This is a genomic window from Paracoccus versutus, assembly GCF_000763885.1.
GTDB lineage: Bacteria > Pseudomonadota > Alphaproteobacteria > Rhodobacterales > Rhodobacteraceae > Paracoccus > Paracoccus versutus.
The window spans coordinates 1-26,998 of the sequence record NZ_JRKO01000052.1 but is presented as its reverse complement, the minus strand read 5'-3'; the positions used below and the strand labels follow the sequence as shown (position 1 = coordinate 26,998).

General features: G+C 62.0%; 22 protein-coding genes and 1 pseudogene. 7 read left to right on the top strand and 16 right to left on the bottom strand.

The features are described from left to right. The first annotated feature begins 28 nt into the window (after positions 1-28). The 4 genes from IT40_RS20410 (at position 29) to IT40_RS20395 (ending at position 6,908) form a co-directional block, all read left to right on the top strand. Positions 29-2,176: a hydantoinase/oxoprolinase family protein gene (locus tag IT40_RS20410; protein ID WP_036759217.1), complete on the top strand. Its 2,148-nt coding sequence runs from the start codon at positions 29-31 to the stop codon at positions 2,174-2,176. A 15-nt stretch (positions 2,177-2,191) separates the two neighbouring features. Then, the gene (locus IT40_RS20405; RefSeq protein WP_036759174.1) at positions 2,192-4,507 is read left to right on the top strand and encodes a hydantoinase B/oxoprolinase family protein; all 2,316 of its coding nucleotides are present in this window, start codon (positions 2,192-2,194) and stop codon (positions 4,505-4,507) included. A 69-nt stretch (positions 4,508-4,576) separates the two neighbouring features. Beyond that, positions 4,577-5,077, top strand: a complete 501-nt coding sequence (locus IT40_RS20400; RefSeq protein WP_036759216.1) for an acetone carboxylase subunit gamma — start codon at positions 4,577-4,579, stop codon at positions 5,075-5,077. 178 nt (positions 5,078-5,255) lie between these two features. After that, positions 5,256-6,908 (top strand): acyl-CoA dehydrogenase family protein, encoded by a 1,653-nt coding sequence (locus IT40_RS20395; protein ID WP_036759171.1) that lies wholly within the window; start codon positions 5,256-5,258, stop codon positions 6,906-6,908. Here the strand turns inward: IT40_RS20395 and IT40_RS20390 are convergent. The 7 genes from IT40_RS20390 to IT40_RS20360 form a co-directional block, all read right to left on the bottom strand. Beyond that, a complete protein-coding gene (locus tag IT40_RS20390) occupies positions 6,893-7,822 on the bottom strand; it encodes a DNA/RNA non-specific endonuclease (RefSeq protein WP_052096185.1) in 930 nt (309 codons plus the stop codon). The two genes, IT40_RS20395 and IT40_RS20390, sit on opposite strands and share 16 nt — an antisense overlap. Then, the gene (locus tag IT40_RS20385) at positions 7,822-8,076 is read right to left on the bottom strand and encodes a hypothetical protein (RefSeq protein WP_147307271.1); all 255 of its coding nucleotides are present in this window, start codon (positions 8,074-8,076) and stop codon (positions 7,822-7,824) included. Before IT40_RS20385 ends, IT40_RS20390 begins: the two co-directional genes overlap by 1 nt. 19 nt (positions 8,077-8,095) lie before the next feature. Then, positions 8,096-9,643 (bottom strand): S8 family serine peptidase, encoded by a 1,548-nt coding sequence (locus IT40_RS20380; RefSeq protein ID WP_243700174.1) that lies wholly within the window; start codon positions 9,641-9,643, stop codon positions 8,096-8,098. Positions 9,644-10,470: 827 nt separating this feature from the next. Further along, positions 10,471-12,021, bottom strand: a complete 1,551-nt coding sequence (locus IT40_RS20375) for a TniQ family protein (RefSeq protein WP_052096184.1) — start codon at positions 12,019-12,021, stop codon at positions 10,471-10,473. A 2-nt stretch (positions 12,022-12,023) separates the two neighbouring features. Next, on the bottom strand, positions 12,024-12,992 hold the full coding sequence (locus IT40_RS20370; protein WP_036759210.1) for a TniB family NTP-binding protein: 969 nt from the start codon (positions 12,990-12,992) through the stop codon (positions 12,024-12,026). 2 nt (positions 12,993-12,994) lie between these two features. Then, a complete protein-coding gene (locus IT40_RS20365) occupies positions 12,995-15,226 on the bottom strand; it encodes a Mu transposase C-terminal domain-containing protein (RefSeq protein ID WP_052096182.1) in 2,232 nt (743 codons plus the stop codon). Between the two features lie 4 nt (positions 15,227-15,230). Next, positions 15,231-15,986 carry a hypothetical protein gene (locus tag IT40_RS20360; RefSeq protein ID WP_052096181.1) on the bottom strand — a complete coding sequence of 252 codons (756 nt, stop codon included), beginning with the start codon at positions 15,984-15,986 and terminating at the stop codon, positions 15,231-15,233. 259 nt (positions 15,987-16,245) lie between these two features. Between IT40_RS20360 and IT40_RS28860 the strand changes: the two genes are divergently transcribed. Next, positions 16,246-16,554, top strand: a complete 309-nt coding sequence (locus tag IT40_RS28860; RefSeq protein WP_147307272.1) for a hypothetical protein — start codon at positions 16,246-16,248, stop codon at positions 16,552-16,554. Positions 16,555-16,923: 369 nt separating this feature from the next. Here IT40_RS28860 and IT40_RS30210 read toward each other — a convergent pair whose 3' ends face one another. After that, positions 16,924-17,541, bottom strand: coding sequence for a hypothetical protein (locus IT40_RS30210; protein WP_243700175.1), 618 nt, complete (start codon positions 17,539-17,541; stop codon positions 16,924-16,926). A 702-nt stretch (positions 17,542-18,243) separates the two neighbouring features. Here IT40_RS30210 and IT40_RS28850 point away from each other — a divergent pair. Next, the gene (locus IT40_RS28850; RefSeq protein ID WP_147307273.1) at positions 18,244-18,450 is read left to right on the top strand and encodes a hypothetical protein; all 207 of its coding nucleotides are present in this window, start codon (positions 18,244-18,246) and stop codon (positions 18,448-18,450) included. A gap of 211 nt (positions 18,451-18,661) precedes the next feature. On the opposite strand, the gene IT40_RS28845 is transcribed toward IT40_RS28850, so the two are convergent. Both IT40_RS28845 and IT40_RS28840 read right to left on the bottom strand, forming a co-directional pair. Beyond that, a complete protein-coding gene (locus IT40_RS28845; RefSeq protein ID WP_147307274.1) occupies positions 18,662-20,182 on the bottom strand; it encodes a hypothetical protein in 1,521 nt (506 codons plus the stop codon). Continuing rightward, positions 20,172-21,617, bottom strand: coding sequence for a hypothetical protein (locus IT40_RS28840; protein WP_157034090.1), 1,446 nt, complete (start codon positions 21,615-21,617; stop codon positions 20,172-20,174). The genes IT40_RS28845 and IT40_RS28840 overlap by 11 nt, the downstream gene beginning before the upstream one ends. 342 nt (positions 21,618-21,959) lie before the next feature. On the opposite strand from IT40_RS28840, the pseudogene IT40_RS20345 reads away from it, so the two are divergent. Next, positions 21,960-22,448, top strand: a pseudogene (locus IT40_RS20345) (transposase); the annotation flags it as partial. 136 nt (positions 22,449-22,584) lie between these two features. On the opposite strand, the gene IT40_RS20340 reads toward IT40_RS20345, so the two are convergent. The 6 genes from IT40_RS20340 to IT40_RS29700 form a co-directional block, all read right to left on the bottom strand. After that, positions 22,585-23,127, bottom strand: coding sequence for a hypothetical protein (locus tag IT40_RS20340; RefSeq protein ID WP_036759160.1), 543 nt, complete (start codon positions 23,125-23,127; stop codon positions 22,585-22,587). Then, entirely contained in the window at positions 23,124-24,248 is a 1,125-nt protein-coding gene (locus IT40_RS28835) for a hypothetical protein (RefSeq protein WP_147307276.1), read from the bottom strand. The genes IT40_RS20340 and IT40_RS28835 overlap by 4 nt, the downstream gene beginning before the upstream one ends. A 492-nt stretch (positions 24,249-24,740) precedes the next feature. Further along, the gene (locus IT40_RS20335) at positions 24,741-24,962 is read right to left on the bottom strand and encodes a hypothetical protein (protein ID WP_036759158.1); all 222 of its coding nucleotides are present in this window, start codon (positions 24,960-24,962) and stop codon (positions 24,741-24,743) included. Between the two features lie 3 nt (positions 24,963-24,965). Then, complete coding sequence (locus tag IT40_RS20330) at positions 24,966-25,316, bottom strand: cupin domain-containing protein (protein ID WP_036759156.1); 351 nt, start codon at positions 25,314-25,316, stop codon at positions 24,966-24,968. Between the two features lie 28 nt (positions 25,317-25,344). Then, positions 25,345-26,721, bottom strand: a complete 1,377-nt coding sequence (locus IT40_RS20325; RefSeq protein WP_036759153.1) for an NAD(P)/FAD-dependent oxidoreductase — start codon at positions 26,719-26,721, stop codon at positions 25,345-25,347. Then, on the bottom strand, positions 26,718-26,998 hold a 281-nt coding region (locus IT40_RS29700), incomplete at its 5' end, for a hypothetical protein (RefSeq protein ID WP_208855408.1). The genes IT40_RS29700 and IT40_RS20325, both read right to left, overlap by 4 nt.

The following is a 26,998-nucleotide window of genomic DNA, read 5'->3' as shown; positions in this document are numbered from 1 at the left end:
GGCGCAATGGGAGGAGAAAACCGTGCCATTGGACAAATCCAACAATCGCAAGGTGCAGGTGCTGGGCATCGACGCCGGCGGCACCATGACCGACACGTTCTTTGTCGACAGCGAGGGCGAATTCGTCGTCGGCAAGGCGCAATCGACGCCGCAGAACGAGGCGCTCGGCCTGATCGCCAGTTCCAAGGAAGGGCTTGAACACTGGGGCCTGACGCTGGAGGAGGCGCTGTCCGGCATCCAGACCGGCGTCTATTCCGGCACCGCCATGCTGAACCGCGTGGTGCAGCGCAAGGGGCTGCGCTGCGGGCTGATCGTCAATGCGGGGATGGAGGACTTTCACCGCATGGGCCGCGCGATCCAGGCCTATCTGGGCTTTGCCTACGAGGACCGCATCCACCTGAACACGCATTACTACGACGAGCCGCTGGTGCCGCGCCACCTGACCCGCGGCGTGATGGAGCGCGTGGACATGTCCGGGACCGTGGTCATCCCGCTGCGCGAGGATACCGCGCGGCAGGCGGCGCGCGACCTGATCGCGCAGGATGTCGAGGGCATCGTGATCTCGCTTCTGCACAGCTATCGCAACCCCGGCCATGAACGCCGGGTGCGCGACATCGTGCAGGAAGAGGTGGCGGCCTCGGGCAAGTCGATCCCGGTCTTTGCCTCGACCGACTATTACCCGGTGCGCAAGGAAACCCACCGCACCAATACCACGATCCTGGAAGCCTATGCCGCCGAGCCGTCGCGGCAGACGCTGAACAAGATCTCGTCGGCCTTCAAGGAGAACGGCTCGAAATTCGACTTCCGGGTGATGGCGACCCATGGCGGCACCATCAGCTGGAAGGCCAAGGAACTGGCGCGCACCATCGTCTCGGGGCCCATCGGCGGGGTGGTCGGGGCGAAATACCTGGGCGAGGTGCTGGGCTATTCCAACATCGCCTGTTCCGACATCGGCGGCACCTCCTTCGACGTGGCGCTGATCACCCAGAACGAGCTGACCATCCGCAACGACCCCGACATGGCGCGGCTGGTCCTGTCGCTGCCGCTTGTCGCCATGGATTCGGTCGGCGCCGGGGCGGGCAGCTTCATCCGGCTCGACCCCTATACCAAGGCGATCAAGCTGGGGCCGGACAGCGCCGGCTATCGCGTCGGCGTTTGCTGGGCAGAATCGGGGATCGAGACCGTCACCATCTCGGACTGCCACGTCATCCTGGGCTATCTGAACCCCGACAACTTCCTGGGCGGCCAGGTCAAGCTGGACCGCGAGCGCGCCTGGTCCGCGATGAAGGAACAGATCGCCGATCCGCTGGGCCTGTCGGTCGAGGATGCGGCGGCGGGCGTGATCGAGCTTCTGGACAGCGACCTGCGCGACTACCTGCGCTCGATGATCTCGGGCAAGGGCTCGACGCCGGGCAACTTCGTCTGCTTCAGCTATGGCGGCGCCGGGCCGGTCCATACCTACGGCTATACCGAGGGGCTGGGCTTCGAGGACGTGATCGTGCCGGCCTGGGCTGCGGGCTTTTCCGCCTTCGGCTGCGCGGCGGCGGATTTCGAATACCGCTATGACAAGTCGCTGGACATCAACATCGCCACCGACGCCAGCGCCGACCTGAAGGCCAACCAGGCCAAGACCCTGCAAGCCGCCTGGGAGGAACTGCGCGAGCGCGTGCTGGAGGAGTTCGAGATCAACGGCTACAGCCCCGACCGGGTCAAGCTGCAACCGGGCTTCCGCATGCAGTATCGTGGCCAGCTGAACGACCTGGAGATCGAAAGCCCGATCACCGAGGCGCATTCCGCCGAGGATTGGGACAAGCTGGTCGAGGCGTTCAACGACACCTATGGCCGGGTCTATGCCGCCTCGGCGCGCTCGCCCGAACTGGGCTATTCCGTGACCGGCGCGATCATGCGCGGCACGGTGCCGATCCCCAAGCCCAAGATCCCCAAGGAAGAGTTGCAGGGCGAAACCCCGCCCGAGGATGCCAAGCTGGGCACCCGCAAGTTCTATCGCCACAAGACATGGGTCGATGCGCAGCTCTACCAGATGGAAAAGCTGCAACCGGGCAACCGCATCACCGGCCCCGCGATCATCGAATCCGATGCCACGACCTTCGTCGTGCCGGGCGGTTTCGAGACGTTCCTGGACGGGCATCGCCTGTTCCACCTCAAGGAAGTCTAAGGGAGGAATGACACCATGAACATGCAAACGAAGGTCGACACCGGCGGCATCGTCCGCGGCGGCGAGACCCTGAAGCAGCACCGCGACCGGCTGATGGAGGCCACCAAGCGGACCAAACATTACGCCGGCCTCGAGCGGCTGGACCTGCGCGACAGCGATCCGATCAAGTATAACAAGCTGTTTTCCCGGCTGCGCGCCGGGGTGGTCGATGCGCGCGAGACCGCCAAGAAGATCGCCGCCTCGCCCATCGTCGAGCAGGAGGGGGAACTGTGCTTCACCCTCTACAACGCCGCCGGCGACAGCATCCTGACCTCGACCGGCATCATCATCCATGTCGGCACCATGGGCGCGGCGATCAAATACATGATCGAGAACGGCTGGGAGCATAACCCCGGCATCCGCGACAGGGACATCTTCTGCAACAACGACAGCCTGATCGGCAACGTCCATCCCTGCGACATCCACACCATCGTCCCGATCTTCCACGAGGGCGAGTTGATTGGCTGGGTCGGCGGCGTGACCCATGTAATCGACACCGGCTCGGTCGGGCCGGGGTCGATGTCCACCGGGCAGGTGCAGCGCTTTGGCGACGGCTATTCCATCACCTGCCGCAAGATCGGCGAGAACGACACGCTGTTCCGCGACTGGCTGCATGAAAGCCAGCGCATGGTGCGCACCACCCGCTACTGGATGCTGGACGAGCGCACCCGCGTCGCCGGCTGCCACATGATCCGCGACCTGGTGCAGGAGGTGATCGCCGACGAAGGCATCGAGTCCTACTGGAAATTCGCCTATGAGGCGGTGGAACACGGCCGCATCGGCCTGCAGGCCCGCATCAAGGCGATGACCATCCCCGGCAAGTATCGCCAGGTCGGCTTCGTCGACGTCCCCTATGCCCATGACGACGTGCGGGTTCCGTCCGACTTTGCCAAGGTCGACACGATCATGCACACGCCGTCCGAGATCACCATCCGCGGCGACGGCACCTGGCGGCTGGACTTCGAGGGATCGAGCCGCTGGGGCTGGCATACCTACAACGCCCATCAGGTCAGCTTCACCAGCGGCATCTGGGTGATGATGACCCAGTCGCTGATCCCGACCGAGATGATCAACGACGGCGCCGCCTACGGCACCGAGTTCCGGCTGCCGAAAGGCACCTGGATGAACCCCGACGACCGCCGCGTGGCCTTCAGCTATTCCTGGCACTTCCTGGTCAGTTCCTGGACGGCGCTGTGGCGGGGTCTCAGCCGGGCCTATTTCGGCCGCGGCTACCTGGAAGAGGTCAATGCCGGCAACGCCAATACCTCGAACTGGCTGCAGGGCGGCGGCTTCAACCAGTATGACGAGATCCATGCCGTGAACTCGTTCGAATGCGCGGCGAACGGCGTCGGCGCCAGCGCGCATATGGACGGCATCAGCCATGCCGCCGCGGTCTGGAACCCGGAAGGCGACATGGGCGACATGGAGATCTGGGAACTGGCCGAGCCGCTGGTCTATCTGGGCCGGCAGATCAAGGCCAGCTCCGGCGGCGCGGGCAAGTATCGCGGCGGCTGCGGCTTTGAATCGCTGCGCATGGTCTGGAACGCCAAGGACTGGACCATGTTCTTCATGGGCAACGGCCATATCAGCTCGGACTGGGGGCTGATGGGCGGCTATCCCGCCGCCTCCGGCTATCGCTTCGAGGCGCATGACACCCGGCTTCAGGAAATCATCGCCCAGGGCGGCGCCATCCCGCATGGCGGCGATACCGACCCCGAGAACCCGACCTGGGAGGCGATGCTGCCCGATGCGCGCATCAAGCGCGACAAGCAGGCGATCACCACCGAGGCCATGTTCAAGGACTACGACCTCTATCTGAACTACATGCGCGGCGGGCCCGGCTTCGGCGATCCGCTGGACCGCGAGCCGCAGAAGGTGGCCGACGACGTGAACGGCGGCTATCTGCTGCCCCGCTTTGCCGAAAGCGTCTATGGCGTGGTGCTGAAGGACGCGGGCGACGGCATGAAGGGCGTGGACGGTGCCGCAACCGCGGCGCGGCGCAAGGCAATCCGCAAGCAGCGGCTGGAGGAATCGGTGCCCACCCAGGAATGGATGGAGGCCGAGCGCCAGCGCATCCTGGCCAAGGACGCGGGCGTGCATGTCCAGCAGATGTTTGCCGCATCCTTCAAGCTGGGGCCGCGGTTCGAGCAGCAGTTCCGGGACTTCTGGAACCTGCCGGTGGACTGGAAGCTGATGGAGGCGGACCTGCCGATCCCTTCCTACGGGCGCGAATACTCGATGGACATCTCGGAACTGCCGGACGTGCGCACCGTGCAATTCGTCGAGGAATGACGCCCCGGCTGCGTCCGGTCCCCCTCGGGCGCAGCCAACCCCTTCAAGGCCAATCCAAGGGAGGACATGATGGCCTATACCAAAGCCAAGATCAAAGACCTGGTGGACGGCAAGATCGATCGCGACACGCTGCACACCATGCTGGCCACGCCCAAGGACAAGGAGCGTTTCCAGATCTACCTGGAGATCCTGCAGGAGCAGGTGGACTGGGACGACCCGATCATCCTGCCGCTGGGGCCCAAGCTCTACATCGTCCAGCGCCAGTCGGACAAGAAATGGATGATCCGCAGCCAGGCCGGTTACGATTTCTGCGAATGGGACCAGAACTGGAAGCTGCATGCCCGCATCCGCGTGCGCAGCACCCCGGCGCAGATGGAAGAGCTGTATCCGCGGCTGATGGCGCCTTCGCCGGAATGGCAGGTGATCCGGGAGTATTTCTGCCCGCTCTCGGGCGATCTGCTGGATGTCGAGGCGCCGACGCCCTGGTATCCGGTGATCCATGATTTCGAACCGGACATCGACACCTTCTATCGCGACTGGCTGGACCTGCCCGTCCCCGAACGCGCCTGACCGCCGGTCCCGAGCCATGCCCGACGCCGCGGCTGCCCCGATGCGGGCGGCCGCGGTTTTCGCCGCGGTTTTCCATGCCGATCACCCGCCCGCCCGTTCGTTTCCCGATCGGGACTCGCGACGAGGCGGCCTTCCGGGTTAGGATCGCCCGGCACGAGGCAGCAGGAGGGGTCTGACCATGCGCATCGATCCGACAGCCGACCTGGGCACGCATGAGGTGCTGAACCAGCCGCCGGGCCCCGGCGACCGCGACCTGTGGCGCGACGATCCCGCCCTGCGCGCCATGCTGGAGGCCGGCGGCGCGCAGCCCGAGGGGCTGGCCCGCTATGGCGCGCAACTCGGCCGGGCCGAGGCGGCGGGGGCTGCGCGCGATGCCAACCGCCATCCGCCCGAGCTTGTCCTGTTCGACAGCGGCGGCCGGCGGCTGGACGAGCTGCGCTTTCACCCCGCCTGGCATGGCTTCATGCGCGATTCCATCGCCGCCGGCTATCACTCGGTCGCGTGGGAGGGCGGGCCGGCCGGCCACCTGACCCATGCCGCCATGGTCTATCTGGCCAGCCAGGTCGAGCCGGGGCATTGCTGCCCGCTGACCATGACCTATGCCGCCATCCCGGTCGTCTCGGGCGCCGCGGACCTGCCCGGCGACTGGCGGGCGGCGCTGCTTTCACGGCGCTACGACCCGGCGGTGCTGCCGCTTTCCGCCAAGCAGGGCGCGACGCTGGGCATGGCGATGACGGAAAAGCAGGGCGGTTCCGACCTGCGCGCCAACATCACGCGGGCCGAGCCGGACGGCGATGCCTGGCGGCTGACCGGGCATAAATGGTTCTGCTCGGCGCCGATGTCGGACGGGTTCCTGACGTTGGCGCAGACCGGGCGCGGGCTGACCTGCTTTCTGGTGCCGCGCTGGCTGGAGGGCGGGCGCAACGCCATCCGCATCCAGCGGCTCAAGGACAAGCTCGGCAACCGCTCGAACGGCTCGGCCGAGATCGAATATTGCCGCGCCCTGGCCTGGCGGATCGGCGACGAGGGCGAGGGCATCCGCACCATCCTTGCGATGGTGCATCACACCCGGCTCGACACCGCCCTGGCGCCGGCCGGGCTGATGCGGGCGGCGCTGCGCGAGGCGCATCACTGGACCGCCCATCGCAGCGCCTTCCAGCGCCGGCTGATCGACCAGCCCCTGATGCGGGCGGTGCTGGCCGACCTGGTGCTGGACTGGCAGGGCTGCCTGGCGCTTGGCCTGCATGTCGCCGCCAGCTTCGACGGCTGCGAGGCCGAGGATCGCGCCTTTGCCCGCATCGGCGTGGCGCTGGCGAAATACCTGTCGAACAAGCTGTGTCCCATGGTCGTGGCCGAGGCGATGGAGGTGCTGGGCGGCATGGGCTATGTCGAGGACACGCCCCTGCCGCTGCTGTACCGCGAGGCGCCGCTGAACGGCATCTGGGAAGGATCGGGCAATGTGATCTGCCTCGACGTGCTGCGCACGCTGGCGCGCGAACCCCTGGCGGCCGAGACGCTGGCGGCGCGGCTGGATAGCGCCCTGGGGCTGGACCCGGCCTATGACGCGGCGCTGGCCGCGCATCGCGAGCGCTGGGGCGGCGGCGTGCCCGAGGCCGAGGCGCGCTGGTTCACCGAGCGCAGCGCCCTGCTGCTGGCCGCTGCCGTGCTGCTGGTCCAGGGCGATGCCGACCTGGCCGGGGCTTTCGTGCGCACGCGCCTTGGCGCCGAGCGCGGCCGCACCCCCGGCGCCATCCCCGCCGCCATGGCCGAGCGCATCCTGGCCCAGGGCTTTCCGGTCGAGGCGGAAACGGCCGATCAGCGCGACAGGTAGAAATCGGCGGCGCTGGCCACCCGGATCTCCATCTCGGGCGAGGCGCCGGCCATCACGTCCAGCTCGGCATAGGCGGCAAGGTCCAGACCGCTTTCCTGCGCGATGGCGCGGATCGGCACCTGGCTGTCGCGGAAATCGCCAAAGACGAAGCGCCCGCCCGCCGGCCGGGGCAGGTAATCCATCTGCGAGCGGCGATAGCCGATGGCGGTGAGTTCCCCGGTCCCGGCATGGACGAAGGCCAGGATCTTCCAGAAGGCGGTGGGGATCTGCCGGTTGTAATAGACCGGATCCTCGGCCGAGAGGATGGGGCCGGTGATGACCGTCACCTTCAGGTTGACGCGGTCGGCATTGTCCAGCACGTAATCCTCCAGCGCCAGCCAGATGCCGCCGTTGAAGCCCTGCCGCTGCGGGGCGGCATTGGTGATGTGGAATGTGTCCGCTTCCGCCTGCCGCGCGATCTCGGGCGGGCCCCAGTTCGGGTCTTCGCGCCGGGTCAGGTGGCCGCGACTGAACAGGCCCTGGTGGTCGTTGCCATAGCCTTCGCGCAGGTTCTGCGCCTGCGGGTCGATGCGCGGGTCGCGCCGCCAGACGTCGCTGCGCGGCAGGCCGCGCCGGGACCGGCTGCCGTCGATGTTGCAGGCGCTGCAAAGCGGCAGGCCGCGCGACCGCGCCATGCGGACCGAGAAATGGGTATAGCGGATCTCGGTCCCGTCCCCGCCGGGATCGCGCGCCTCGGGAAGCAGGCCCACCAGATCATCCGCCCAGCGGCCTGGGCCGGGCAGGGGCAGGGGCTGGTCGGGCAGGATGAAGCGCGGGTCATAGCCCTGCCGGTCGCCATAGCTTTCCAGCGGCAGCGGCGTTTCGACCACCCGCAGCGGGTCCGGCCCGGCGGGCGGGCCGGACCCGCGCCGCATCAGCGCAGCTGCGCCTTGTGCGGAGGATTGAGCCGGAAGATCTTTTCCTGCGCCAATTGCCAATGCGCAAGATCGCCCAGGCATTTGCGCACGTCCTTCACGCTGCCCTTGACCCGGATGGTCCCCGGCACGACCTCTTCGGCGGGAAACGGCTTCAACTGGTCCAGCACCTCGGCGGTTTCCTCGCGGCTGGGGTCGCGGTCATCGGAATAGACGAGCACGCAGCTCTGGGTCTTCTTGCGTTCGGCCTTCATGGTCATCACCTCTGTGCCGTCATTTCTGGTCGATCAGGCCGGCGCCTTCGTAGCGGGGGCCGAAACCGATCGGAACAGCATGGCTGTTCGCCAGCTTGATAATGTCGTCAGAGCGCTGCTGGTTGCGCTCTGACGAAAGGATCTCGGGGGTGCGGGACAGCAATCGCGCCATCAGCCCGGCCACGGCGGGACAGGCCATCGAGGTGCCGTCCATCACCCCTTTCGAGGTCTTGTCGACCCAAGATATAATACCCACGCCCGGTCCGATAAAGTCCACTTCCGGCCCGATATTGCTGAATCGGGCGAAAAAGCGGTCCTGGACCGGGGCAGGGTCGCCTGCGACATTTCGTCCGGTGATCGCGCCCTCGGGCCAGGCGTCCAGCACGCCGCCGGCGGATACCGCCGCCACCACGCCCGAGCGCGCCGGATACGACACGGGCGACATGTAGTCGTTGCCCGCCGCCGCGACGCAGACCACGCCCAGGGCACGCGCGCGGCGCACCTCGCGCGAGATCGCGATCGGCTCGGAGGACTGGCCCAGGCTCAGGTTGACGATGTCGCAGCCGTCCTCGACCGCCTGGCGGATGGCGCGGGCGATGGCGAATTCGCTGGCCCCGCCCTCGCCCTTTTCGAAGACGCGATAGGAATGCAGCACCACCCCCGGCGCAACCCGTGCCACGATGCCGGCGACATGGGTGCCATGGCCGGTGCCGTTGTCGAACCATTCGTCGGCGGGCTCGGTCCCGGTGGTGTTCAGTCCGCGCTCCAGGTTCAGCCCCTTGGCGGGATCGACGCCGGTGTCCACGATGGCGACGCGGACGTCCCGCCCGTCGGTTTTCTTCGCCGGCGCCAGCATCCGGTCCAGCCCGTCCGCGAAATCCGCGGCGATGGGGACCAGCGGCAGCTCCAGCCCGGTCACGCCCTCTTCCTTGACGAGGATGTCCTCGGCCCCGCCGGGCCAGTATCCGGCCAGCGGCTGGCAGATCACCGCGTCGATCCGGGCCTGGCCCGCGGGCAGCGGCGTGCGGAACCGCCCGTCCTTGTCCGTCACCGCATCCGAGATGCCGAAGCCGCGCCGGCCGTCCAGCACCACCACCACCGAGGCCCCGGCGACCGGCTTGCCGCTGGCCGCATCGACGCAGCGCAGCTCAAGCTCCTTGGCCGAGCGGAAGGCGGCGGGCTTGGCCTCCTTGCGGATGATGTTGAGCCGGCCGTAGCGCAGCGGGTAAAGCCGCAATTCGCGCCGCACCCGCAGGCCGGGATAGGCGCGCTGCAATTCGCGCGCCTGCTCGGGCGTCATGCTGACCAGCGAGGCCTCGTTCTCGCCGATGGAATCGAGCAGCCGGATGCGGCCGACCTCGGTCTCCAGCATCCGCAGCCGCGGCCTTGTCGCCGGTGCCGAGCCCTCGCAGGCGCCCTGCGCCATGCTGTCGGCGGGCCTTGCCCCGGCCGCGCGGAACAGCCGCCGGTGCATGGCGCGGAACAGCCGGAAGCTGGTGGTTTCCATGCTGTCGTTGAAGACGTTGTCGTCGGGGACGATCACATAGCGGGCGGTCTTTCGGGACATGCGCATCGGCTCCTAGCTGCAGTCACAAGGCTACACCTTTGACGCGATTTCGCCAGATGCGGTTTGCGGCCCGGCGGGCATGTGCCGGCACGCCTATCGCCTTTCCTGGTCGCGGCGGGCCGTCGTTTCGGGCCTTGGGGGGAACCGGGGCCGTTCAGTCGTTCCAGCGCAGGGCGGGAATGAAAAGGCAGGCCCTTTCCACGATGTGCAATGCCTGTGGCAAGTGCGAGCCGCGGGCATTGGACCGCAAGGAAGCAGCAGCACCGGCTTTGCCCTCAAGGGCTATGTCATGGCCTGGCTTGTATCTGTCGGATGGGTTTCGGTCGCGATTGTCAGCGCTTTAAGGACGCGCATCGGGAGACAGGGCCGCGCCAACCGCCGTGATGGCGAATGACGCGGCAGTATTTTCGCAAAGAGCGGTGGATGATCCGCGCTGTCGATTGCCGGATTTCAGCGGCCGCCCCGATTCCGCGCCAAGCGTAGCCGAGGCGGTCCCGGCGGATGTGCTCCAGCCTTGGCTGGAACAGATCCGAGTCCCTTGTGCCGCCAACCATAAAATGACCCATCTCAATCAGGGCGATGCACAACAAGCTGAAAGGTCTGCATAATTTTCATTGGTTCCTTGGAGGCTTCAAGTCTTTGACCCTTTTGCAAGCATAAAGTGACCCTCGAAACTTCGAGTTTCAGGCAAGAAAAATGCCGCCCGAAGGCGGCATAGATAAAGTCCGAGAATTGGAAGCGGTCGGAGGATGCTCGGGGGCGGATGAGGCGGAATCACCAGATCATGGATAACGTCCGAGCCGAAAGCGGATTCCGCCGGGAGAGGTTCAGAGCACGAAGGGCATGTCCTCGTCCGGAATCCTGGCGGGCAACTCTTTCACTTCTTGCGGATCGACGAGCAGACCGCCGAGACCGGGTTCGCTCTGCAGACGGAACACGCGTTCCAGATAGTGCCGGAACACGCCGATCAGGATGACCTCCATCGGCACCCGGCTCATCTCGGCGGCCTTTGCCAGCGTCACGTGGCCCGTTGGCGCGGTTTCCACCTTTTGGAAGGTTTGGTTGATTTTGTTGATCAGCGCTTCCACACGTAGGCCGTCAATCGAACGGCTGACCTTGCCCTGTTTCTGACCGTTGCTTCCGTGCAGGGCGGCCAGAAGGCCGGTGTTGATGAGACAGGTCACCATCGGGCGCGAGGCGTTCAGCAATCCGGGCAGCGCGGTGACCGCGACGGCCCGGCGCATCTCTAACGCCACCCTGTGTCCGATTTGAAAATCCACGAGGGTTGCTGAGCAGGACTGATCTTTCGCTTTGGGCGGAATGGCCCGGCTGGCGATCAGCACGTCCCTCAGGGTGAGTGGATGCACGCCGCCGGATTTCGCGATGGAGGAAATGCTGCTCCATTTCGGAATGCCCACGGCTTCGCCGAGCAGCACCTCGCCTGGCTTGGTGTCCATCGTGTCGATAATGTGCCGGCGCAGCACTTCGCGGATAGGACCGGGGTCTTTGATAAGTTTTGGCGAGGAAAGCCATCGGTAGAGCATGCCGAAGGTGGCGAACCGGTTGCGATGACCGACCATACCCCGTTCAACTGCCCTCTGTTGCAGCATGTCCAGCCCGGATCGGACACCGGCCTCGCCCCGCCTGACATAGGGCCAAGCACTGTTGCTGGCACGATTCCAGTCGGTCATGGAGAGTTCCGCCGGCTTGGCCTGCGTCCCGAACTCCAGCACTCCGCCAAGCATTTCGGTTGCGCGGGTGACCTGTTCGATACCCTGACCATCGGCCCATGCGGGATCCGATTGGCCCTCCAAGCGGGCAAGAACATAGTCCTGCAACGGGGAGGGCTGTTGGACAGGGGCGGTTTCCGCCAGGGCCAGTAGCGCCCGTTGGTCTTCCGGCACGAGAACCGAAAGCTCATGTGCGATATCGTCCCATCTGTTCAGCCGACGCGAGATCAGCGTCAGATGATGGACCGGGCAGACCCGGACCGGTTGCAAGCGCCAGATGAGCCGCCCGCGGCGCAGGGCGTCGGGCCGATATCCGTCCGCCTCGTCTTCGGCCAGGCAGGCCGGGCAGAAGCGTGTCTCCGGCCCGGTGGTCATCTCGGCGGCGAAGGGCTCGTCGCGCAGAAGGAACCGGCGCTCTCCCAAGGCATGAATGGTGTTGCGCAGCACCGGATCCGGATCCTGATCCGCGATGTCGCAGAGGCGCGTGATCGCTTCTGTCGCGCCCGCGACCAGATCCACGAGCGCGATACCGAGATCGTTGAGGAACGGCACCAGCCGCCCACCGGTATGGAAGGCGGCCAGACGCGCGGCCCAGGAGAGCGGCGTTTCGTCGGGGACGAAAGGCAGACGGGGGAAAAGACGGGCCATGGTTACTTGCTCCGCTTCCGGCGCGGGTTGACGACAGGCATGTCCTCCTCCGGCTCGCGGTCGGGATCGATGAGCCACCATTCTTCCGCGAGGAAGATATTGCGATGCGGCTCGCTCCCCTCCTTCAGAGTCCAGTCCTCGGCGAAATGACCCATGTCCAGACTTTCGTGCCCTTGGATCAGGGCACGTTCGATGGCGCCGATAACGGCCTCGATGCAGCGACCGAAACGGTGGCGGGAAGCATGGACCAGCCGGTCGACCAGATCGGGCTCGGCGGGCGGCTCCAGGCCGGCGCGCTCACAATAGGCCGCGATCATGTCGGTGATATGGGCGCGGTCCGCCACCGCGTCGACAGGCGGCAGGAGCAGCGTGGTGAAGCGGCGCTGGACCTGCGGATCGGACCGCAGGATATCGCGCAGCTTCCCGGTGCCGGAGAGAATGATGGCAACCGCCTCGTCGCCCTGCATCAGCGATTTGATCGCCCGCAGGATCAGGCCGCGATCGGCGCAGAACAGGTCGTGGGCCTCGTCGATCAAAAGGACCGCAATGCCGCAAACCGTGAATCGGGCACGCAGCAACTGCACCAGCGACCATGCCTCCCGGCGGCCCTGGATCGGAGGATAACCGCTCTGTTCCAGAAGATGGCCAATCATGCTCTTGAACGTGGCAGGCGACGGAACCGAGCCGGCAAGCCATGCCTGCTGTCCGTCCGGCCCGGCATTCAGTGCCGGATGGCGCCGGAGAGCATGGTCGATGAGGGTGGACTTGCCGCCGCCCGGCTCGTCGATCACCATTACCCCGCGGGTTTCGCGGGTTGTGGTAAAGCGTTGCGCCACGGGCAGGAGGTTGCCCTCGGCGTCGCGGGAAAGCAGGCGGTCCAGGTGGTCGGCGAAGCTATTGTCGCGCTCGGTCCGGATATAGAGGCTCCGGATCTTGTTCATGGTCTCGGTGATATCGGCGGGGTTACGCATGGTCATTCCTCGATGCTCCAGTTTTTGTCAGAAGAAACTTCGCCGCTTGGGCCGGAGGCGGTGCGGCCGGACATGTCGAGCTTGCGCCGGGCAGGCTTCTCGGCGGTGCGCGGGATCGGCAGCCGTTCATCCTCGTCGTCGTCAGGTGCAGGGATCGAACGGCCCGGGCCATCGGTGGTCGGCACTCCAGGCTGCGGACGGGCGGAGGTGCTGAAGCCGATGAGGAGCCGTTGCCGCGCCTGTTCGATACGTTCCTCGGTCCATTCGTCGACGAAAAGGTCGGCCAGGCACCGGGCCTGCGCGTTGCGCTCCTCGATCGCCCGCATCGCCTCGTCGATCATGTCGAAGTAGAGGGTCTTGCGGTCCGGATGGGCGGTGCGGAGGTTGCGAATGGCATCCAGCCAGATATTGGCGCTTTTACCGACCAGTGCGTCCCAGGTCTCGAAGCCGCTCTTCACGGCGGGCACGGTGATCCATTGGTCTCCGATGTAGACCTCGATGCCTCCGAGATCGCGGGGATGCCAGCGCACATGCAGCTTTTGTTCCCCTTTGCGGGTCATCCAAAGCGCCAGCGCCTCGCAGTGATAGCGCACCCCCAGAACCATGATGCCGCGTTTGTCCAGCGTGCGGATCAGGCGTTCTCCGAACACCATCCGCCAGCGCTGGTTGTCAGGGGACGGAGCAACCCCGTCCCGGGCCACGAGTTCCTGCCAAACCTGCCGGGGTGTCTTGCCGCCCAGGCCCGAATGCGGCGTGTTGTGATAGGCGTCTGCGATCCATCTGGTCAGGCAAAAGGCCAGATCGTCGAAGGTCAGGGCGGCGAGCGACTGTGGATCCGCCTCGCCCTTTTCAACCACATCACCGAAGGTCCGGCCGCTCAGCAGCGGAAGCAGGCGCAGGTTGAGTGTTCCGAAGATTCTCTCGATGAAGGCTCGAAGCTCGGGCAGGCCTCCGACAGCGATCTCGGTGGCGGTGCCGAGGTCGGCGCAGGCCATCTTGAACTCGGGCGCGATAAAGGCGGATCCGCCATCCGAGACGATCAGTTCGGGGACACAGGCCATGTCCCAAGGATCATGGGCGTCGGCAGCGCAGGCCCATCTGCCCTTGTTCACCATGGTCATCTGCAGCACTTGCCGTGCCGCGCGGTGATTGGGTGTCCGGCTGATCGCGATACCCAGAATGCAGCGGGTCCGGACATCGATGGCCACGGTGACGGTCCATCGGATGGATTTTTTGTCGACGCCGAGCCGCTTGCGCAGCGCCGCAGGGATTCCGTCGATGAACATGCGCATCTCCGGAATGGTGAAGAGGTCGATGGAGATCTCGTCGATTTCGACCCGCTCACCGGCCCGGGTCACCTCGATGCCAGCCCCTACCGGCCTGAACTTCGTCCGGGCGGCACCGAGGCCGATGCGTGCGAGCGTTGCGCCGAAAGGATCGATCAGCGCGATCTCCTTTCGCACGGTCTCCCGCGAAGGCGGCACCAGCGGCAGCTGGCCGTCCATCTTGCGCTGTTCGTTGGCGGCCTTGAAGGCGCGCCCGACCGCTTCCCAGACCTGCTTTGCCTCCTTGCGGTTTTCGTCGAGCCAAACGCGCCGGATCGTCCTGACCATCAGGGCGATGGCCTCGCCATCCATCTTTCGGTTTCGGTTGCCGCGCTTGTGAAAACGCCCCGGCAGCGCGGCCTCGCCGCCGAGGCGAGCGCGCTTCTGCCATCGCTTCAGCGTCGACCAGGATGGAACCTTGCGGAAATCCGCCGACCTCGAGAGACTGCCCCCGGTCGTGGGGTTGAGTTCGTCAACCAGTCGCGAAGCCGTGGCGAAAAGCAGGGCCTCATTCGCCGTATACGACTCTTGGCTGGCCTTGATCAGCCCTTCCAACCTGAGCTTCTCGTAAGCCGCGAGATAGGCGCTGCTCTTCAGGAAAGCGGCGAGTTGCTTTGGCGGGAGCGCGGAAATCAGCGCCCGGGACGGCCTGCCCGAGCGCGCCCGTGCCCGGTTCTGGTCAAAGTATCCGCGTTCGTGCCGGATATGGCCTGCCCTGTCGAGACCGGCCAGCTGCATATGCGGATAGACCTCAGGCAGGCCGTTCCCTTCGGTCTCGGCCAAGACCCAACCATGATCATTGCAGCTGATCGGGCGCAGCGGCACCGACATGCCGGCGATGGTCAGGCGGTCGTAGGTGCTGAGGGCCAGCCGATGGGTAGGGTTCGGTTCAAACGTGATGTGCTGCATGTCATCACGCCCTGTAACCGGGGGCGGCATATACGGCGGTCTGGTAGCCGATACGCACATGGTCGAGGAGACGGAGGCGGTGGCGGCGGATCAGCCGCACCACGGCCCGGTAGCCGTCCGCGCCCATACCGATGCGCCGGACCAGATCCTCGATCACGGCGATGCCGGTCATTTCCGAGATCACCCTTTCTGCTGCGATGTCCGCCTCCGGCTGCGACTGCCGCATGCCGTGCATCAGCTTCGCGTTGAACAGGGCGACGGGATCCAGATCGTCGTCGGTCAGCAGGCGGACATCATGGGCAAAACCGCGCTTCCGCGCCTGGTATGCGATCCGCGGCATGGTCGCGCCGAAGCGACCACGGGTGCGGGCAGCGGGCCGGACCGCGCAAGCGATCCGCTTCCCGTTACGCTCGGTAAGGAGGAAGTCGAAGTAGTGGGTATGCATCTCCCCGTTGATGTCATACCACTCGAACCCGGCCTGTTCGCGCAGGTCCTTCGTTTCCGGGCGGGCAAGAAGGACGAGGCACCATTTGAATTCGAGGTTGCTCTCCACCAGCATCAGCTGCCCGGCCGCATTTCCCTTGGGGTCGCCGGTCACGATCCGGCCAGTGAAGTGACCTTTCGAGAAGCGCGCGATCTTCCGCTCCGCCCGCGAGGGCAGGTGCAGATCGAGACCGTTCCCGAAATAGTTCGGCCCGGAATACCCCGGATCCGCCGGCCGCATAGCCTTGGTGCCCTTCTTCGTCGTGTTGTTCGCCATGGGCAAACCTCTCTCGTTGCCGGAAGCGACGCTTCCGGCGAATGTGGGGTGGGCATGAGAGGCACAGCTTGCCGGCCTGTCGGACTTCGGATCAGCCGTGGTGCCTCATGACCGTGATGTTCGGAGCGTCCCCTGCGGGGGACGCGGTTCACTCACAGCCGCTTTCCGGTTCCAGGGCATGAGGGCGCCGTTCCCCGCCACGCCGGATTCACGGGCGGGACAAGGCCGGCTGTCAGCCGCGTCAGGAAAGAGGCCTGCTATGGTGAGGAAGACCGTCGCCCATGGCGGATCCTTGCGGCGGACCGCTGAATCTGCTAAAGGACCAGTATCAAGGCTGGTGGACTTCGGTCTTCCTGAAAACGATCACGTCGGAATGCTCCAACATTCCGGCGTTTTCGTATCTGGGGGCATCAGGTCTTCATCGTTTTATCCCTCCGAAAGCCGCGCGACCGTCGCGCGGGACAATATCCTGCAGTCCACCGGATTGGAAGAAAACAAGTCTTATCAACGGGTTGATATCGCCATCAAAGAGGTTTCCGTTTTTCGCATCCCGTTTGGCACCCGCTGAGGGCAGGTCTTGTGGACCGGCCTCCTGGAGCCGCGACAGACAGTTCTTCCGCTCCGGTCCGGATCGGGCAACGGCCGTGCGAAAAACAATCGGCCTGACTGCCGAATTTCGCCTGCCGCAGAAAAGCTCGGGGGTGATGGCCCTCTGAATGGTCCGGGCGGCCTTGGAACGGCCTGTTGGATGACAGGCGATTCGAGGCCGTTTGCCGGCGATCAGTTCAGTGGGGACATCAGGCTGAGCGATACCCTGCGCCCGATCCGGAGGGATCAGCGTATCAGGCGGAAGGCCGCAAGGGCGATATGAGGGATCATGTTCGGAACCAACTGTCTGAAGGCAATAATTCGGGATCGCGAAGGGCGGTTGTGTGGGTCAGGCCTCAACAATTTGCACCAGCTTGCGGAAAAGATTTCCGCGCAGAATGAGCCGACGCTCCCACTCCGGTTCGGCACTCGGATCCGCCCCTTGCGCGGCAAAGCCGAGTTCCAGTCGATTGCCGGACCATTCCAGAACAAAATCGGCCCACGGGCCGCTCAGCCCGACTTCAAGGCGGGCAACGCCCTCTTCCTTCCAGGGCAATGTGGCATCGAACAGGCCGTCAATCCAGTTGCCCATGAACGCGCCGAGGGTTGAGGTGACCTCAACGCCGGGCAGCAGATCCTGCTTCATGAGGCCAAGCGTGGAACCTCGGGGCGGCTGATTTCCCGGTGCCCATAAGACCTGCTCTCCCTGCAGGAGAGCACCGCTCTTCAGCTCCATGTCGATGACGTTGCGGACGAAGGCCGGAGCGGCGGTCATGCCAACACCAGCGGCAAGAACAATTGCCAGGTTGAACGTATCCTGTCCGACCATGTTGCTTGCCCCGCGACCCTTGCCGCCATCGGTTCGCAGACCCGCCTGTTTAAGGGCCCGGCTGAGTCCCTCGACGCTCGTCAGGGTCTGGCCGAAGATGGTCGCGAGCGCGACTGCCATATTGGTCGAGTTTGCCATGCCGGTCTCCTTCCGTCTTGAGGGGAAGGTGTATGCGAGGCTCCGACATGAGTCAACTTTTTCCGAAAATTTAACGGATAAAAATATCGCAAAACAGGCAGCCGCGGAGGACCACGGTCCCAGGGCCGTCAACGACGGTGCAGCTCACCCGCCAGATTCACGAGTGAGCAACGCCCCCGCAGGACGCAGCGCGTCCGTCGACGAAACCTACCTGCGGGAAGCAAATAACAAGGTTCGCTCCACGAAGTCAGTCAACTCAGCATCGTTGATTGCGGCAACCTGCCAAGCAGGATTCGAGTCGTGGTGAAACCGATTTGCGTAATCCTTCAGCCTGTTCAGTTCTGTTCTGTTATATCTCTGTTTCGACATGCAATCTTGACCCCCTAGGGGGAGGTAGCTTTGCAGGCCGATTGACAGCGCGCTGGCTGCGACCGTAATCTATTGGTTGTGAGTCCTGACCGTAGACAACGGCAGGATCACTGAGCAGGAGTTCAGAAAACGTAAGGATCACATTGACAAAAGGCTAATATCCGGTTCGTTTTAGGATTCTGATCCTAGGAATATTATGGCCTGGATCCCTGACAATACCCCGGTGTCTTGCACTGGTTCATAGATATTGACCAGCAGCGGATAGTGTATTGACCGCAGAGAGCTCCACGTAGAATATGTGAATGAGGCCGACACATTGAAAGGATCGCGCGCATGTCGGAAGTAAAAATTTATAAGCTTATAAAGCTTGAAGGTGAGCCGGAGCTGGAACTTCTCCGTGTTGAAACAGAGCTAACAAAAGAAGAAATCTTAGCCGCCATGCAGGAAGAATCTCGGAAAATGGGTAAAGAACTTCGTAGTATTGTTTATCGCGGCCGAATGGTTGTCTGCGCTGATGACAAAGTCTGCATAGAGATATGAATTTTATCTTCGAATTAAATTCGCCTAGGCGCCAGAAACGAGCTTGGACTCATTCGGTAGTTATGACAGCTGCGCCTGTTAGCGAGATGATGGTCTCGCCATAAAATATGACATGTAGACCTGCCGGTTGGGCAGTTAAATATCTCCCCGCCCCCCAGCGCAGCTAGGAGGTTGGCATGTTCTGAGCATCTGAATGCCTCAGATACATATCTCAAGGTGGTGAGATCCTCCTCGTCACACCCAAGTATTCACCATCCTTGAAATCCGCCTCGTAGGCAACCCCACCTTGGGTGAGCAAGGCCTTGCCTTGGGCCAAGTTGTCCACGAAATTTACTGACACATGGGTGTTGCCGCCGTGGAGGATCATTTCGCCTTTGCCATTCATTCTGCAGGCCTGTGCCGATTCCACGAGGGTGTCCAAAAACTCACACGGAGCCCTTGAAATGACTTGTTTTTCATAGTTAATCGAATGCGCTAAATATCCTTCATCTGTTCGGTCAACAAAAAGCCTCAACAGGTCACGCCCCCAAAGGGCCAATATCTTGCCTCCCCGGATGCCCGAAAATACATCGAGAGATTTACCCTTCAAAATCACCCCGGATGCCTGCTCCAGGCCATCCCGGAATGTAAGCTCCAACCCCTCAGTTTCCCCTGTAAAAACAACATTGATACCGCCACCCATCACTTCGCCGGACGTGGTTTCGAGCCCCCCGAGAATGACAAGTCCCAGCAAATGGAAGGGCGTCAGATCAGCAGCTGTCTCGTGGGAAGAAATACCAAGATCAAGCAATTCCGGGAAGGTCCCCAGAACATCCGAAACATCGTAGTTTTTGAAGCCATTATCGATCTCGATGCCTCCTCTTGAGAGAAACCGTGAAAGGCTGAACAGCGCGACGTCGACTGCTCTGCGTGCCCAGGAATCTTCGACATGTCTCGGATTGACGCTCGGCATCTTGTGAAATTCTATAAGATCTGCACTGCAATAATATCCAAGCCCAGCATCATTGCCAGCTTTGGCCGCTCTCAAGACACCATCGGAGAATCGCGGATGAGTAGAATTGGTCGTAATGTATGGCCCCAGATTCACACCTGAAAAATCTACGTCTGAAAATATACCTGACACGATGAAATATGATTCAATTAGATTATAGTAGGACGCAATTGAAAGATTTCCCAAGTCTCGAATGCCGATACCGTCGGAAAATTCTACTATCACCCCGTCAAATTTCGCCGTGTAGACTGCAAGGCATGCTGCTCGATTGGCCGTCACAGCTAGAATAATAGTCCTTTTGCCTCCAGCCAGCAATAAATCTCCAGCGGAAAGGGCTGGGATATTATTCGGATGGGTATGCGCAGTCCTTGTAATGCCATGACAATTGCTCGAAACGGTGAACTCGTTTCCCCTATGCAACAGTTCAGATCTGAACCTGTTGCGGTCGGCGATGAAAGTGCTGGTGCCGTCCAATAGCTTTCCAGTGGAAAAGTCTCCGGGCCCTAAAAGGCAGGTGCTGTATTCGACTCCGTCCTCATCTGTCTTCTCCGCAATGGTTGCGAGGCTCTTCGTCCAGGCATCGGGCAGCAGGATGACAGGGGGGAGATCCTCGGGCGTGGAAGCCACTTCGACGCCGAGCAGAAGCTTGTCTGAGCGGCTCAGAGCGTCTTCGGCAACGGCCACTGCAGAACTCCAGGCAAGTGTTGCCCAGATCAGAAATCCCGTGAACTTACCGTGCATGAAACCACCTGCCGATCACGGGGTCAAAACTTAGGTTTTGGCCACTCCTGTCCCTAAGAAACTCTGGTGCAATCAATCTGCCCTCATCGAATAGTGCTGTGATATCTCCTCCCGGAAAAGAAATCATCACTTCTCCATGGGGCACGCATCGACGCACCGGGGCGAAGAGATCCCGACCAAACTCTACGTCCATCAGTTTGCATTCGGCTCGTATAACGAAACTGTCTCCGCCGATAATCTCGGTTATATGAACCTTGTTCGCATATGCGCCCTGTGCCAATCCGAGAGAGGCAAGATACTGATAGCCGTCGCTGATTTCAGCCAGCAGATGCGCAACAGGAAAACTTTCCGGCATATCGCCACTGTAGAAAACGTTCCACAGGATACTTTCTTCATCTGCAATGCTGACATGAAATTCATGCCGTTCTCCTGATTGCGACGAATTGGAAAGCAGAAGACCGTTCGTTGTCAGGTCGAATGTGCCGTTCTCATAGATCTGCCTAGACATTGTTCCTGCGATAAGCCGCAACGTCTTGCCTGAATTGTATCCGGGCGGAACTTTCTTGTCTGAGTATCGTGTCCCTGCGCCAAGATAACGGAAACTAAAGTATTTTTCGAACCAATCCTTGGAAACTTCTGTGAGCGGATATGTATCCGGAAATTGATCTTCCTTTGCCATCCGCCCCTGCCAACTGATGATCATTATCAGGTTGGTAAGCAGATGTGCCTCATTGGAGGTCAGATAATCAATACCATAATCCGGCACCGGTTCGGGAATAACTCTATGAAACTCTCTTCCATTATCACTACAATGCAGCGAAACTCCAAATTCGTCAAGCCCGCTGGCTATATTCACGACAAGATTGTCAGGGACATTGAGGTTTCTATTTTTCTCCATCAGCCGCCTGCTGCGATCCAGCATGATCAGAAACACAGTATTCTGCCCATGCAAGAGAGTCATGTCGTGAATCGGATCCTCGATAAACGACCCGGAAACGATATCTGAAAGCCTTGCCTCAAATGAACGCGGGATAATGCTGATGCATAATTCACCTCCCTCGATCGAAAATGCCGTCACATGCCTTGAAAATATTGACCCTACCATGTGTCGAATCGCGGATCTGAATGTAAGATCGGTCTTTTTTATCAGATCGAGCCGCCCTAACCCGTTGGCGCATGATCCGAATTCATGGTTTTCTGAGGTTGGCGCCGGAAGAACCCGAAAACCGGCAACGTCCCGAATCTTCTCGCTTCCGTGTAGTGCTTGTCCGGGAGCGAGCAGACAGAAGATGGTGGGCTGATTTATGTCATGTTTCTTCTGCCTAAGCTCCGCAAAAGCATAAGCCCAAGGTTCCGGGACGAGAAACGTGTCTGGCAGGTCCCGTTGGGTCGGAACATTTACCTTTCCGGCAAGGATTTTCTCGAACTCGGTCAACTCCGCAAGGGCATCAGACGCCTCGCACGATAGCAGGAAGGCAACGCACATGGCAAGCCGGGTAAAACACATGGTGAGTCCATATAACTGATTATGGTCCGATATCAACACAGGGCGCCAGTTCGGTCAATCACCTCCGCGGCCCGTCCATCTCGTTTTCCCACGCGGACGCTTTGGGTTTTCAACCCAATTCCGTAGGCTGGCGACGCGCTGCTCGATCTCCGGCAGCGTCACAGGTCGGAAGTCCCAGAGGTCACGTCCGTCAAGCTGGTGTAATTTTCTGGATGGCCTGAGGGCATGATCAGGCGGCTTTCGTTGTGATGCTAAGAACAGGGTCGATTTCCCGAGGCGATCACCGCCACCTTTCCGGAGGCCATGGTCCAGACCTGCATCGTGCATCTGGTTCGCCACAGCCTGAACTTCTGCTCATGGAAGGACCGCAAGGCGGTGGCGGCCGACCTGCACCGGATCTACAGGGCTGCAACCGCCGACATGGCCGCCGCCGCGCTTGATGCTTTCGAGGAAAAATGGGCCGCGAAATACGCATCCATTGCCCCGGCCTGGCGGCGGTCGTGGCAGGAGGTGATCCCGTTCTTTGCCTTCGATCCGGCGACCCGAAAGGTGGTTTATACGACCAACGCCATCGAGAGCCTGAACCGCGTGATCCGCAAATCCATCAAGACACGAGGCTCGTTCCCGACCGATGATGCCGCCACCAAGCTGATCTACCTGGCGATCCGCAGCTTCGAGAAAGATGGCCGCAATGTCCGGGAATGGTTTGCGGCCCGCAACCAGTTCGCCATAATGTTTGGCGAGCGCTACGCCGCTTGAGTGTCTGAAACCGCATGGAACGGGCCAGATACACAGAATTCAGGACACTCCCAACGTCAGGACCATTTTCCTGACGGTCCATAACAAAGGTGAACGTCCCAACCCTGAAGGATAGGGTCGTTTACGCTAGGGTAGATCATGCACAGCTATCCAGCACCGCACGGAAAGCGGAGTTCATGCTTTTCGTTCCGAAGCTGATATCGAACCAGAAGGCGTCATGATGGTAGATTACGCGCAGGTCCCCTGGGCTGCGCGCGACATCGCGCATGAAATCCATCAAGCGTGTTCCCTGCCGCACCGGGATGACGAAGGCATCAGGCTCATCTGTCGGTTCCAACGCGGCGAGTAACATCGCATCCGCGCCATCGAGCAGGATCTGGCGGTCGCGAAATGCGTCATCCCGGTCACCATAGCGGTCGATGCCGGAGACAAGCAGAAGTGTGAGGACTACGTCCAGACCGCCTTCGTGGGCGCATTGGATTTCCATTGTGGCTGAACGCTTCGCCGTAGCCACTTCGGCTCTGACTGTCCCGGCCCGCAGATCCTCGATCTGTTTCCACTCCATCTGCTCAGAGACGGTTCGCGAGCCCGCTGCGGTGGCCAGGAGAAGCCAGGTCGATATCAGCAGATTGCCATTACGGAGCAGGTTGGGCATGATATGAGACCAGTCGATCTTCATTGCATCTGTGCGAGATAGCCGAGGAAATGTTTGCCATGAATCGTGTAGTCGGAGAGTATCTCGTAGTCGATCCACCCGCCATTGTGATGTTCTTGCCATCTATCACCCCAGGTATTTAAGACCTTCAAAATCTTCCTGCAATCATCTGTTCCGGGGCGGCAGGCATTTGCGGAACCAAATATGGCAATATTGTGCTGCGAACCAGTGGGACATTCACGAACTGGAACCTGCGTCAGGCAAACTGTTGCATGGGCGAGCGGTGAACCACTCCTTAATATTTCCCTTATCTCGTTCCATGTCTCGCCACGGATATCTTGCATTTCAGAAATATCGACCTCCGGGAAGAAGTTGTATTTAAAGTTTGCCGACAAGCCTGTCAGATCAACTTTTTCGGAGCTTCTGAAGCAATTATTTTGAGCCATGACGTCGCGGTAAAATAGGCCGATATCCTCCTCGGTTAGTGACCATAACACGTCCAGAATATCTGTATGTGAGTCAAAATAAGAGCTCAGTAAATTAAACATACCCTCGGCATGTCCCGCTGAAGCCTTGACGATACATTCATCGCAGGAGTCATCCAGGTTAATGTAAACATTTTCCTGATAATCTTGGTATGTGGAGGCCAGAGTAGATAGCAAGTAGTTCATTACCGGTTCGGAACGGTTTTTCTCGATGATGGGCTTGAAAAATTTCTCAAGGCTGGCGCAGGCTTCATTGCCAACCGATCCCACCTTCATTGCAATAATGGCCGCATTGTGAGGATTCCCACCGCTATCCATGGATAGCGAGGAGTATGCGGCTTTGTTGGGTGGCGCGCTATTGGATTGTGGTTGGTAGCCGCTCATATCGAGTATTGATATCCTGTTCTCCGGTGAAAGGCTCCTGCAATCCAAGCCTTCTCTCTCGCAATATGCATATTGCAATATGCTTGCAGCAACACCTGCATAGCAAATACCTGCACCATATTGAGAGAATGAACTTGGGATATTCTCTAGCTCTATCAGGTCGCGAATCTCTGAGAACTGCCCATCGACGACCTGGAAAGCCGGATGGAACTGTGCTGATGCCACCGAGGGCAGCGCCAGGGCAAGCACCGCCAGCAAACTCTTGAAACAAGACATCTGGACCACATTGCTCCATCGACGGAATCACTCATCGAATATGTCCGGTGATGCCGTGCCACGCAATTGTTCTTATTGGCAGTCGGAGGGTTTGGCTCCTTGACAGCCTGGAGACGAGCCGGCTCACGCCGTCCGCTGTTCTTGCATTGCAACTGCAACAGGATGCGCCTGCCGTCGCTGTGGCAGGGATTGCCGTTCCGGTCGATCCTGGCCCAGGCCATGTGAACTTCGTTCAGGTCCACCTCGATGGCGCCGGCAAAGGCACCGGTGACGCGAGGCGCCTCGGCCGCGCGCCGGCGGTATTGGGGCGAAACAAAGCGCGGCCGCCCGATCTCTGGAACCGGCACCTCCAGGCTCACCATTGCCCGTCATGGGGACAGACACGGCCCTGGACCGCCAGTCCGGATCACCCAGGAAGCGCCAGCTCATCGCCACATGCGCCTCTAGGATCTCGATCTGCGGAGTTCGGCCGCGAACAGATCCTGGCTGCGCTTAGAGCACATGCCCGCGGCGCGGGTGGCGCGAGCCATCCTCCGCACGGATGGTCTCGGTCAGGCGCAGCCGAATGGCGCGATTTTCGGCATCCGGGTGCGCCGCCAGCTTCCTGGCCAGGACACGGCTGAACGACTTCAACCGCGAGGCTGCTCGATGAAGGTCAGAGACCAGGGTCGAATAGCTGCCCGACGTCTCGAATGCGACGCCGGGCGGCTTCATGCATCAGTAGATCGCAAAGATCTTCCTGACGGTCTCGATGACGTCCCAGCGGCCGGTCCAGCCCGGAGGCAGGATGACCAAGTCGCCGGCGCCGATCCCGGTGACCGTGCCGGTGGCATCGTCGGTCAGGGTTGCCTGGCCGGAGATGATATAGGTGAACTCGGTGTCGGGGCGGTTCACCACCGGCCAGCCTCCCGGCTGGCATTCCCAGATGCCGGTGCTGCCCTTGGCCTCGGGGGCCAGCATCTGCATGCCCAGTTGCGGATCGCCGCTGTCGGCGCCGGCGCGCTGGCCGGCAGCGGGCAGCGCCGCGCCGACGATATCCGCGGCTTTCACGATCACCATAGAAGTCATGGGTCTTCTCCTTGTTGCATGGGGGATTTCAATGCGCACCGGTCAGCGCTTCCAGCACCTTCGCCACACGGGAAGGACGGCCGGTCAGGCGTTCTTCGCCATCGCCGATGCCGGCGGTGGTCAGGCCGAAGTTCACGCCCAGCCAGCGCAGCGGTTCGCGCTCCCACAGCGGCGAGCGATGGTTGACGATGGGCAGGCGGTTGATTGCTTCGCCCCGTTTCAGGATCAGGTTGCGCAAGAGCCGCCCGGCCAGGTTGCTGGTCGCCACCCCGTCGCCGACATAGCGCCCGGCCCAGGCCATGCCGGTGGTTTCGTCCAGCCCGACCGAGGGACAGAAATCCCGCGCGACGCCAAGCGCGCCGCCCCAGCGATGGGAGATCCGGACATCCTTCAGGTCGGGAAAGAATTCCAGCATGGTGTCGTAAAGCTTGGCATGGATACTGTCCACCAAGTCGCCGGTCATCTTCGAGCCCAGACGATAGGGTGCGCCGCGCCCACCGAAGACCAGCCGGCCATCCGCCGTCATCTGGGCATAGACCCGCAGGTGGCGCAGATCGTTGAAGGCGCGGCGATGGTCGAGGCCAAGGGTCTTTTGCACCTCGACCGGCAAGGGCTCGGTCGCCATGACCAGCGAATAAAGCGGCACCACGGTCCGCTTCTGGCCATCCTGCTGGCAGGTGAAGGCCTCGGTCGCGCGCAGCACGATGGGGGCGGTCAGCCGGCCATGCGGGGTGGTGACGTAGCGCGGCGCGATCCGGGTTGCGGGAGTGTTTTCATGGATGGTGGCGCCGAGTGACTCGACCAGCCGGGCGAGGCCCCGCACCAGCTTGCCGGGATGGATCAGCGCGCAATGCGGGGTGTAGAGTCCGCCCTTGACGCCCTGGGCGCCGACCATTTCGGCCGCCTGCCGCGCGTCCAGCGCCTGCCATTGCTCGGGCAGTCCGAATTCGGCCGAGTCTCGCACCGCGCCCGCGACCCGGCTGAGTTGCGCATCCGAACGCGCCAGCGACAACAGGCCCTGCTTGGCAAAGTCGGCCTCGACCCCCTCGGCGGCCAGCACCCGGCCGATTTCATCCACGGTATCGTTCATCGCCGCCTGCAGATGCAGCGCGTCGGCGTGGCTGGAAAACTTCGCCACCTGGTGCAGCGAGATCGGGAAGATCGCCGAGGCCCAGCCTCCATTGCGCCCCGAAGCGCCGAAGCCGACATGCTCGGCCTCGACGATGGTGACGCTCAGGTCGGGCTTCGCCTTCAGCAGATAATAAGCCGTCCAGAGCCCGGTATAGCCCGCGCCGACGATGGCGACATCGCATTCGGAGTCGCGCTGCAATGCCGGGCGGCGCGGGGTTTCCTGAAACCAGACCGGCAGGTTCGGCAGCTTCAGCATTTCGGATTTGGCGGTCATGGCTGGCTCTCCCAGAGAATTCTCCCCCAGCTAGAGGATGCCCGGCCTGCCTTGCTATTCGAAACTTGCGGAGAGCAGGCTATTCCGATCATACATTTGTATAAGGCGCGCCGATAAGGCTCGGTCATGATGCGTGGAGGAAGATGTGCTTGTTGAATGTCGCTGAGAACTGACCCGGGTATAGCGGAAATTTTCATTGAGAATTGACCCATGTGATTGGCTCGCCCCGACTGCATCAGGCAGGGGGCAAAGGAGTGATCGACATGGCTTTTTTGAG

Coding starts and splice junctions, on each gene's coding strand:
- IT40_RS20405 (WP_036759174.1), top strand. CDS start 2,192: ATGAACATGCAAACGAAGGTCGACACCGGCGGCATCGTCCGCGGCGGC.
- IT40_RS20400 (WP_036759216.1), top strand. CDS start 4,577: ATGGCCTATACCAAAGCCAAGATCAAAGACCTGGTGGACGGCAAGATC.
- IT40_RS20395 (WP_036759171.1), top strand. CDS start 5,256: ATGCGCATCGATCCGACAGCCGACCTGGGCACGCATGAGGTGCTGAAC.
- IT40_RS20390 (WP_052096185.1), bottom strand. CDS start 7,822: ATGCGGCGCGGGTCCGGCCCGCCCGCCGGGCCGGACCCGCTGCGGGTG.
- IT40_RS20385 (WP_147307271.1), bottom strand. CDS start 8,076: ATGAAGGCCGAACGCAAGAAGACCCAGAGCTGCGTGCTCGTCTATTCC.
- IT40_RS20380 (WP_243700174.1), bottom strand. CDS start 9,643: ATGTCCCGAAAGACCGCCCGCTATGTGATCGTCCCCGACGACAACGTC.
- IT40_RS20375 (WP_052096184.1), bottom strand. CDS start 12,021: ATGGCCCGTCTTTTCCCCCGTCTGCCTTTCGTCCCCGACGAAACGCCG.
- IT40_RS20370 (WP_036759210.1), bottom strand. CDS start 12,992: ATGCGTAACCCCGCCGATATCACCGAGACCATGAACAAGATCCGGAGC.
- IT40_RS20365 (WP_052096182.1), bottom strand. CDS start 15,226: ATGCAGCACATCACGTTTGAACCGAACCCTACCCATCGGCTGGCCCTC.
- IT40_RS20360 (WP_052096181.1), bottom strand. CDS start 15,986: ATGGCGAACAACACGACGAAGAAGGGCACCAAGGCTATGCGGCCGGCG.
- IT40_RS28860 (WP_147307272.1), top strand. CDS start 16,246: ATGGTGAGGAAGACCGTCGCCCATGGCGGATCCTTGCGGCGGACCGCT.
- IT40_RS30210 (WP_243700175.1), bottom strand. CDS start 17,541: ATGGCAAACTCGACCAATATGGCAGTCGCGCTCGCGACCATCTTCGGC.
- IT40_RS28850 (WP_147307273.1), top strand. CDS start 18,244: ATGTCGGAAGTAAAAATTTATAAGCTTATAAAGCTTGAAGGTGAGCCG.
- IT40_RS28845 (WP_147307274.1), bottom strand. CDS start 20,182: ATGCACGGTAAGTTCACGGGATTTCTGATCTGGGCAACACTTGCCTGG.
- IT40_RS20340 (WP_036759160.1), bottom strand. CDS start 23,127: ATGAAGATCGACTGGTCTCATATCATGCCCAACCTGCTCCGTAATGGC.
- IT40_RS28835 (WP_147307276.1), bottom strand. CDS start 24,248: ATGTCTTGTTTCAAGAGTTTGCTGGCGGTGCTTGCCCTGGCGCTGCCC.
- IT40_RS20335 (WP_036759158.1), bottom strand. CDS start 24,962: ATGAAGCCGCCCGGCGTCGCATTCGAGACGTCGGGCAGCTATTCGACC.
- IT40_RS20330 (WP_036759156.1), bottom strand. CDS start 25,316: ATGACTTCTATGGTGATCGTGAAAGCCGCGGATATCGTCGGCGCGGCG.
- IT40_RS20325 (WP_036759153.1), bottom strand. CDS start 26,721: ATGACCGCCAAATCCGAAATGCTGAAGCTGCCGAACCTGCCGGTCTGG.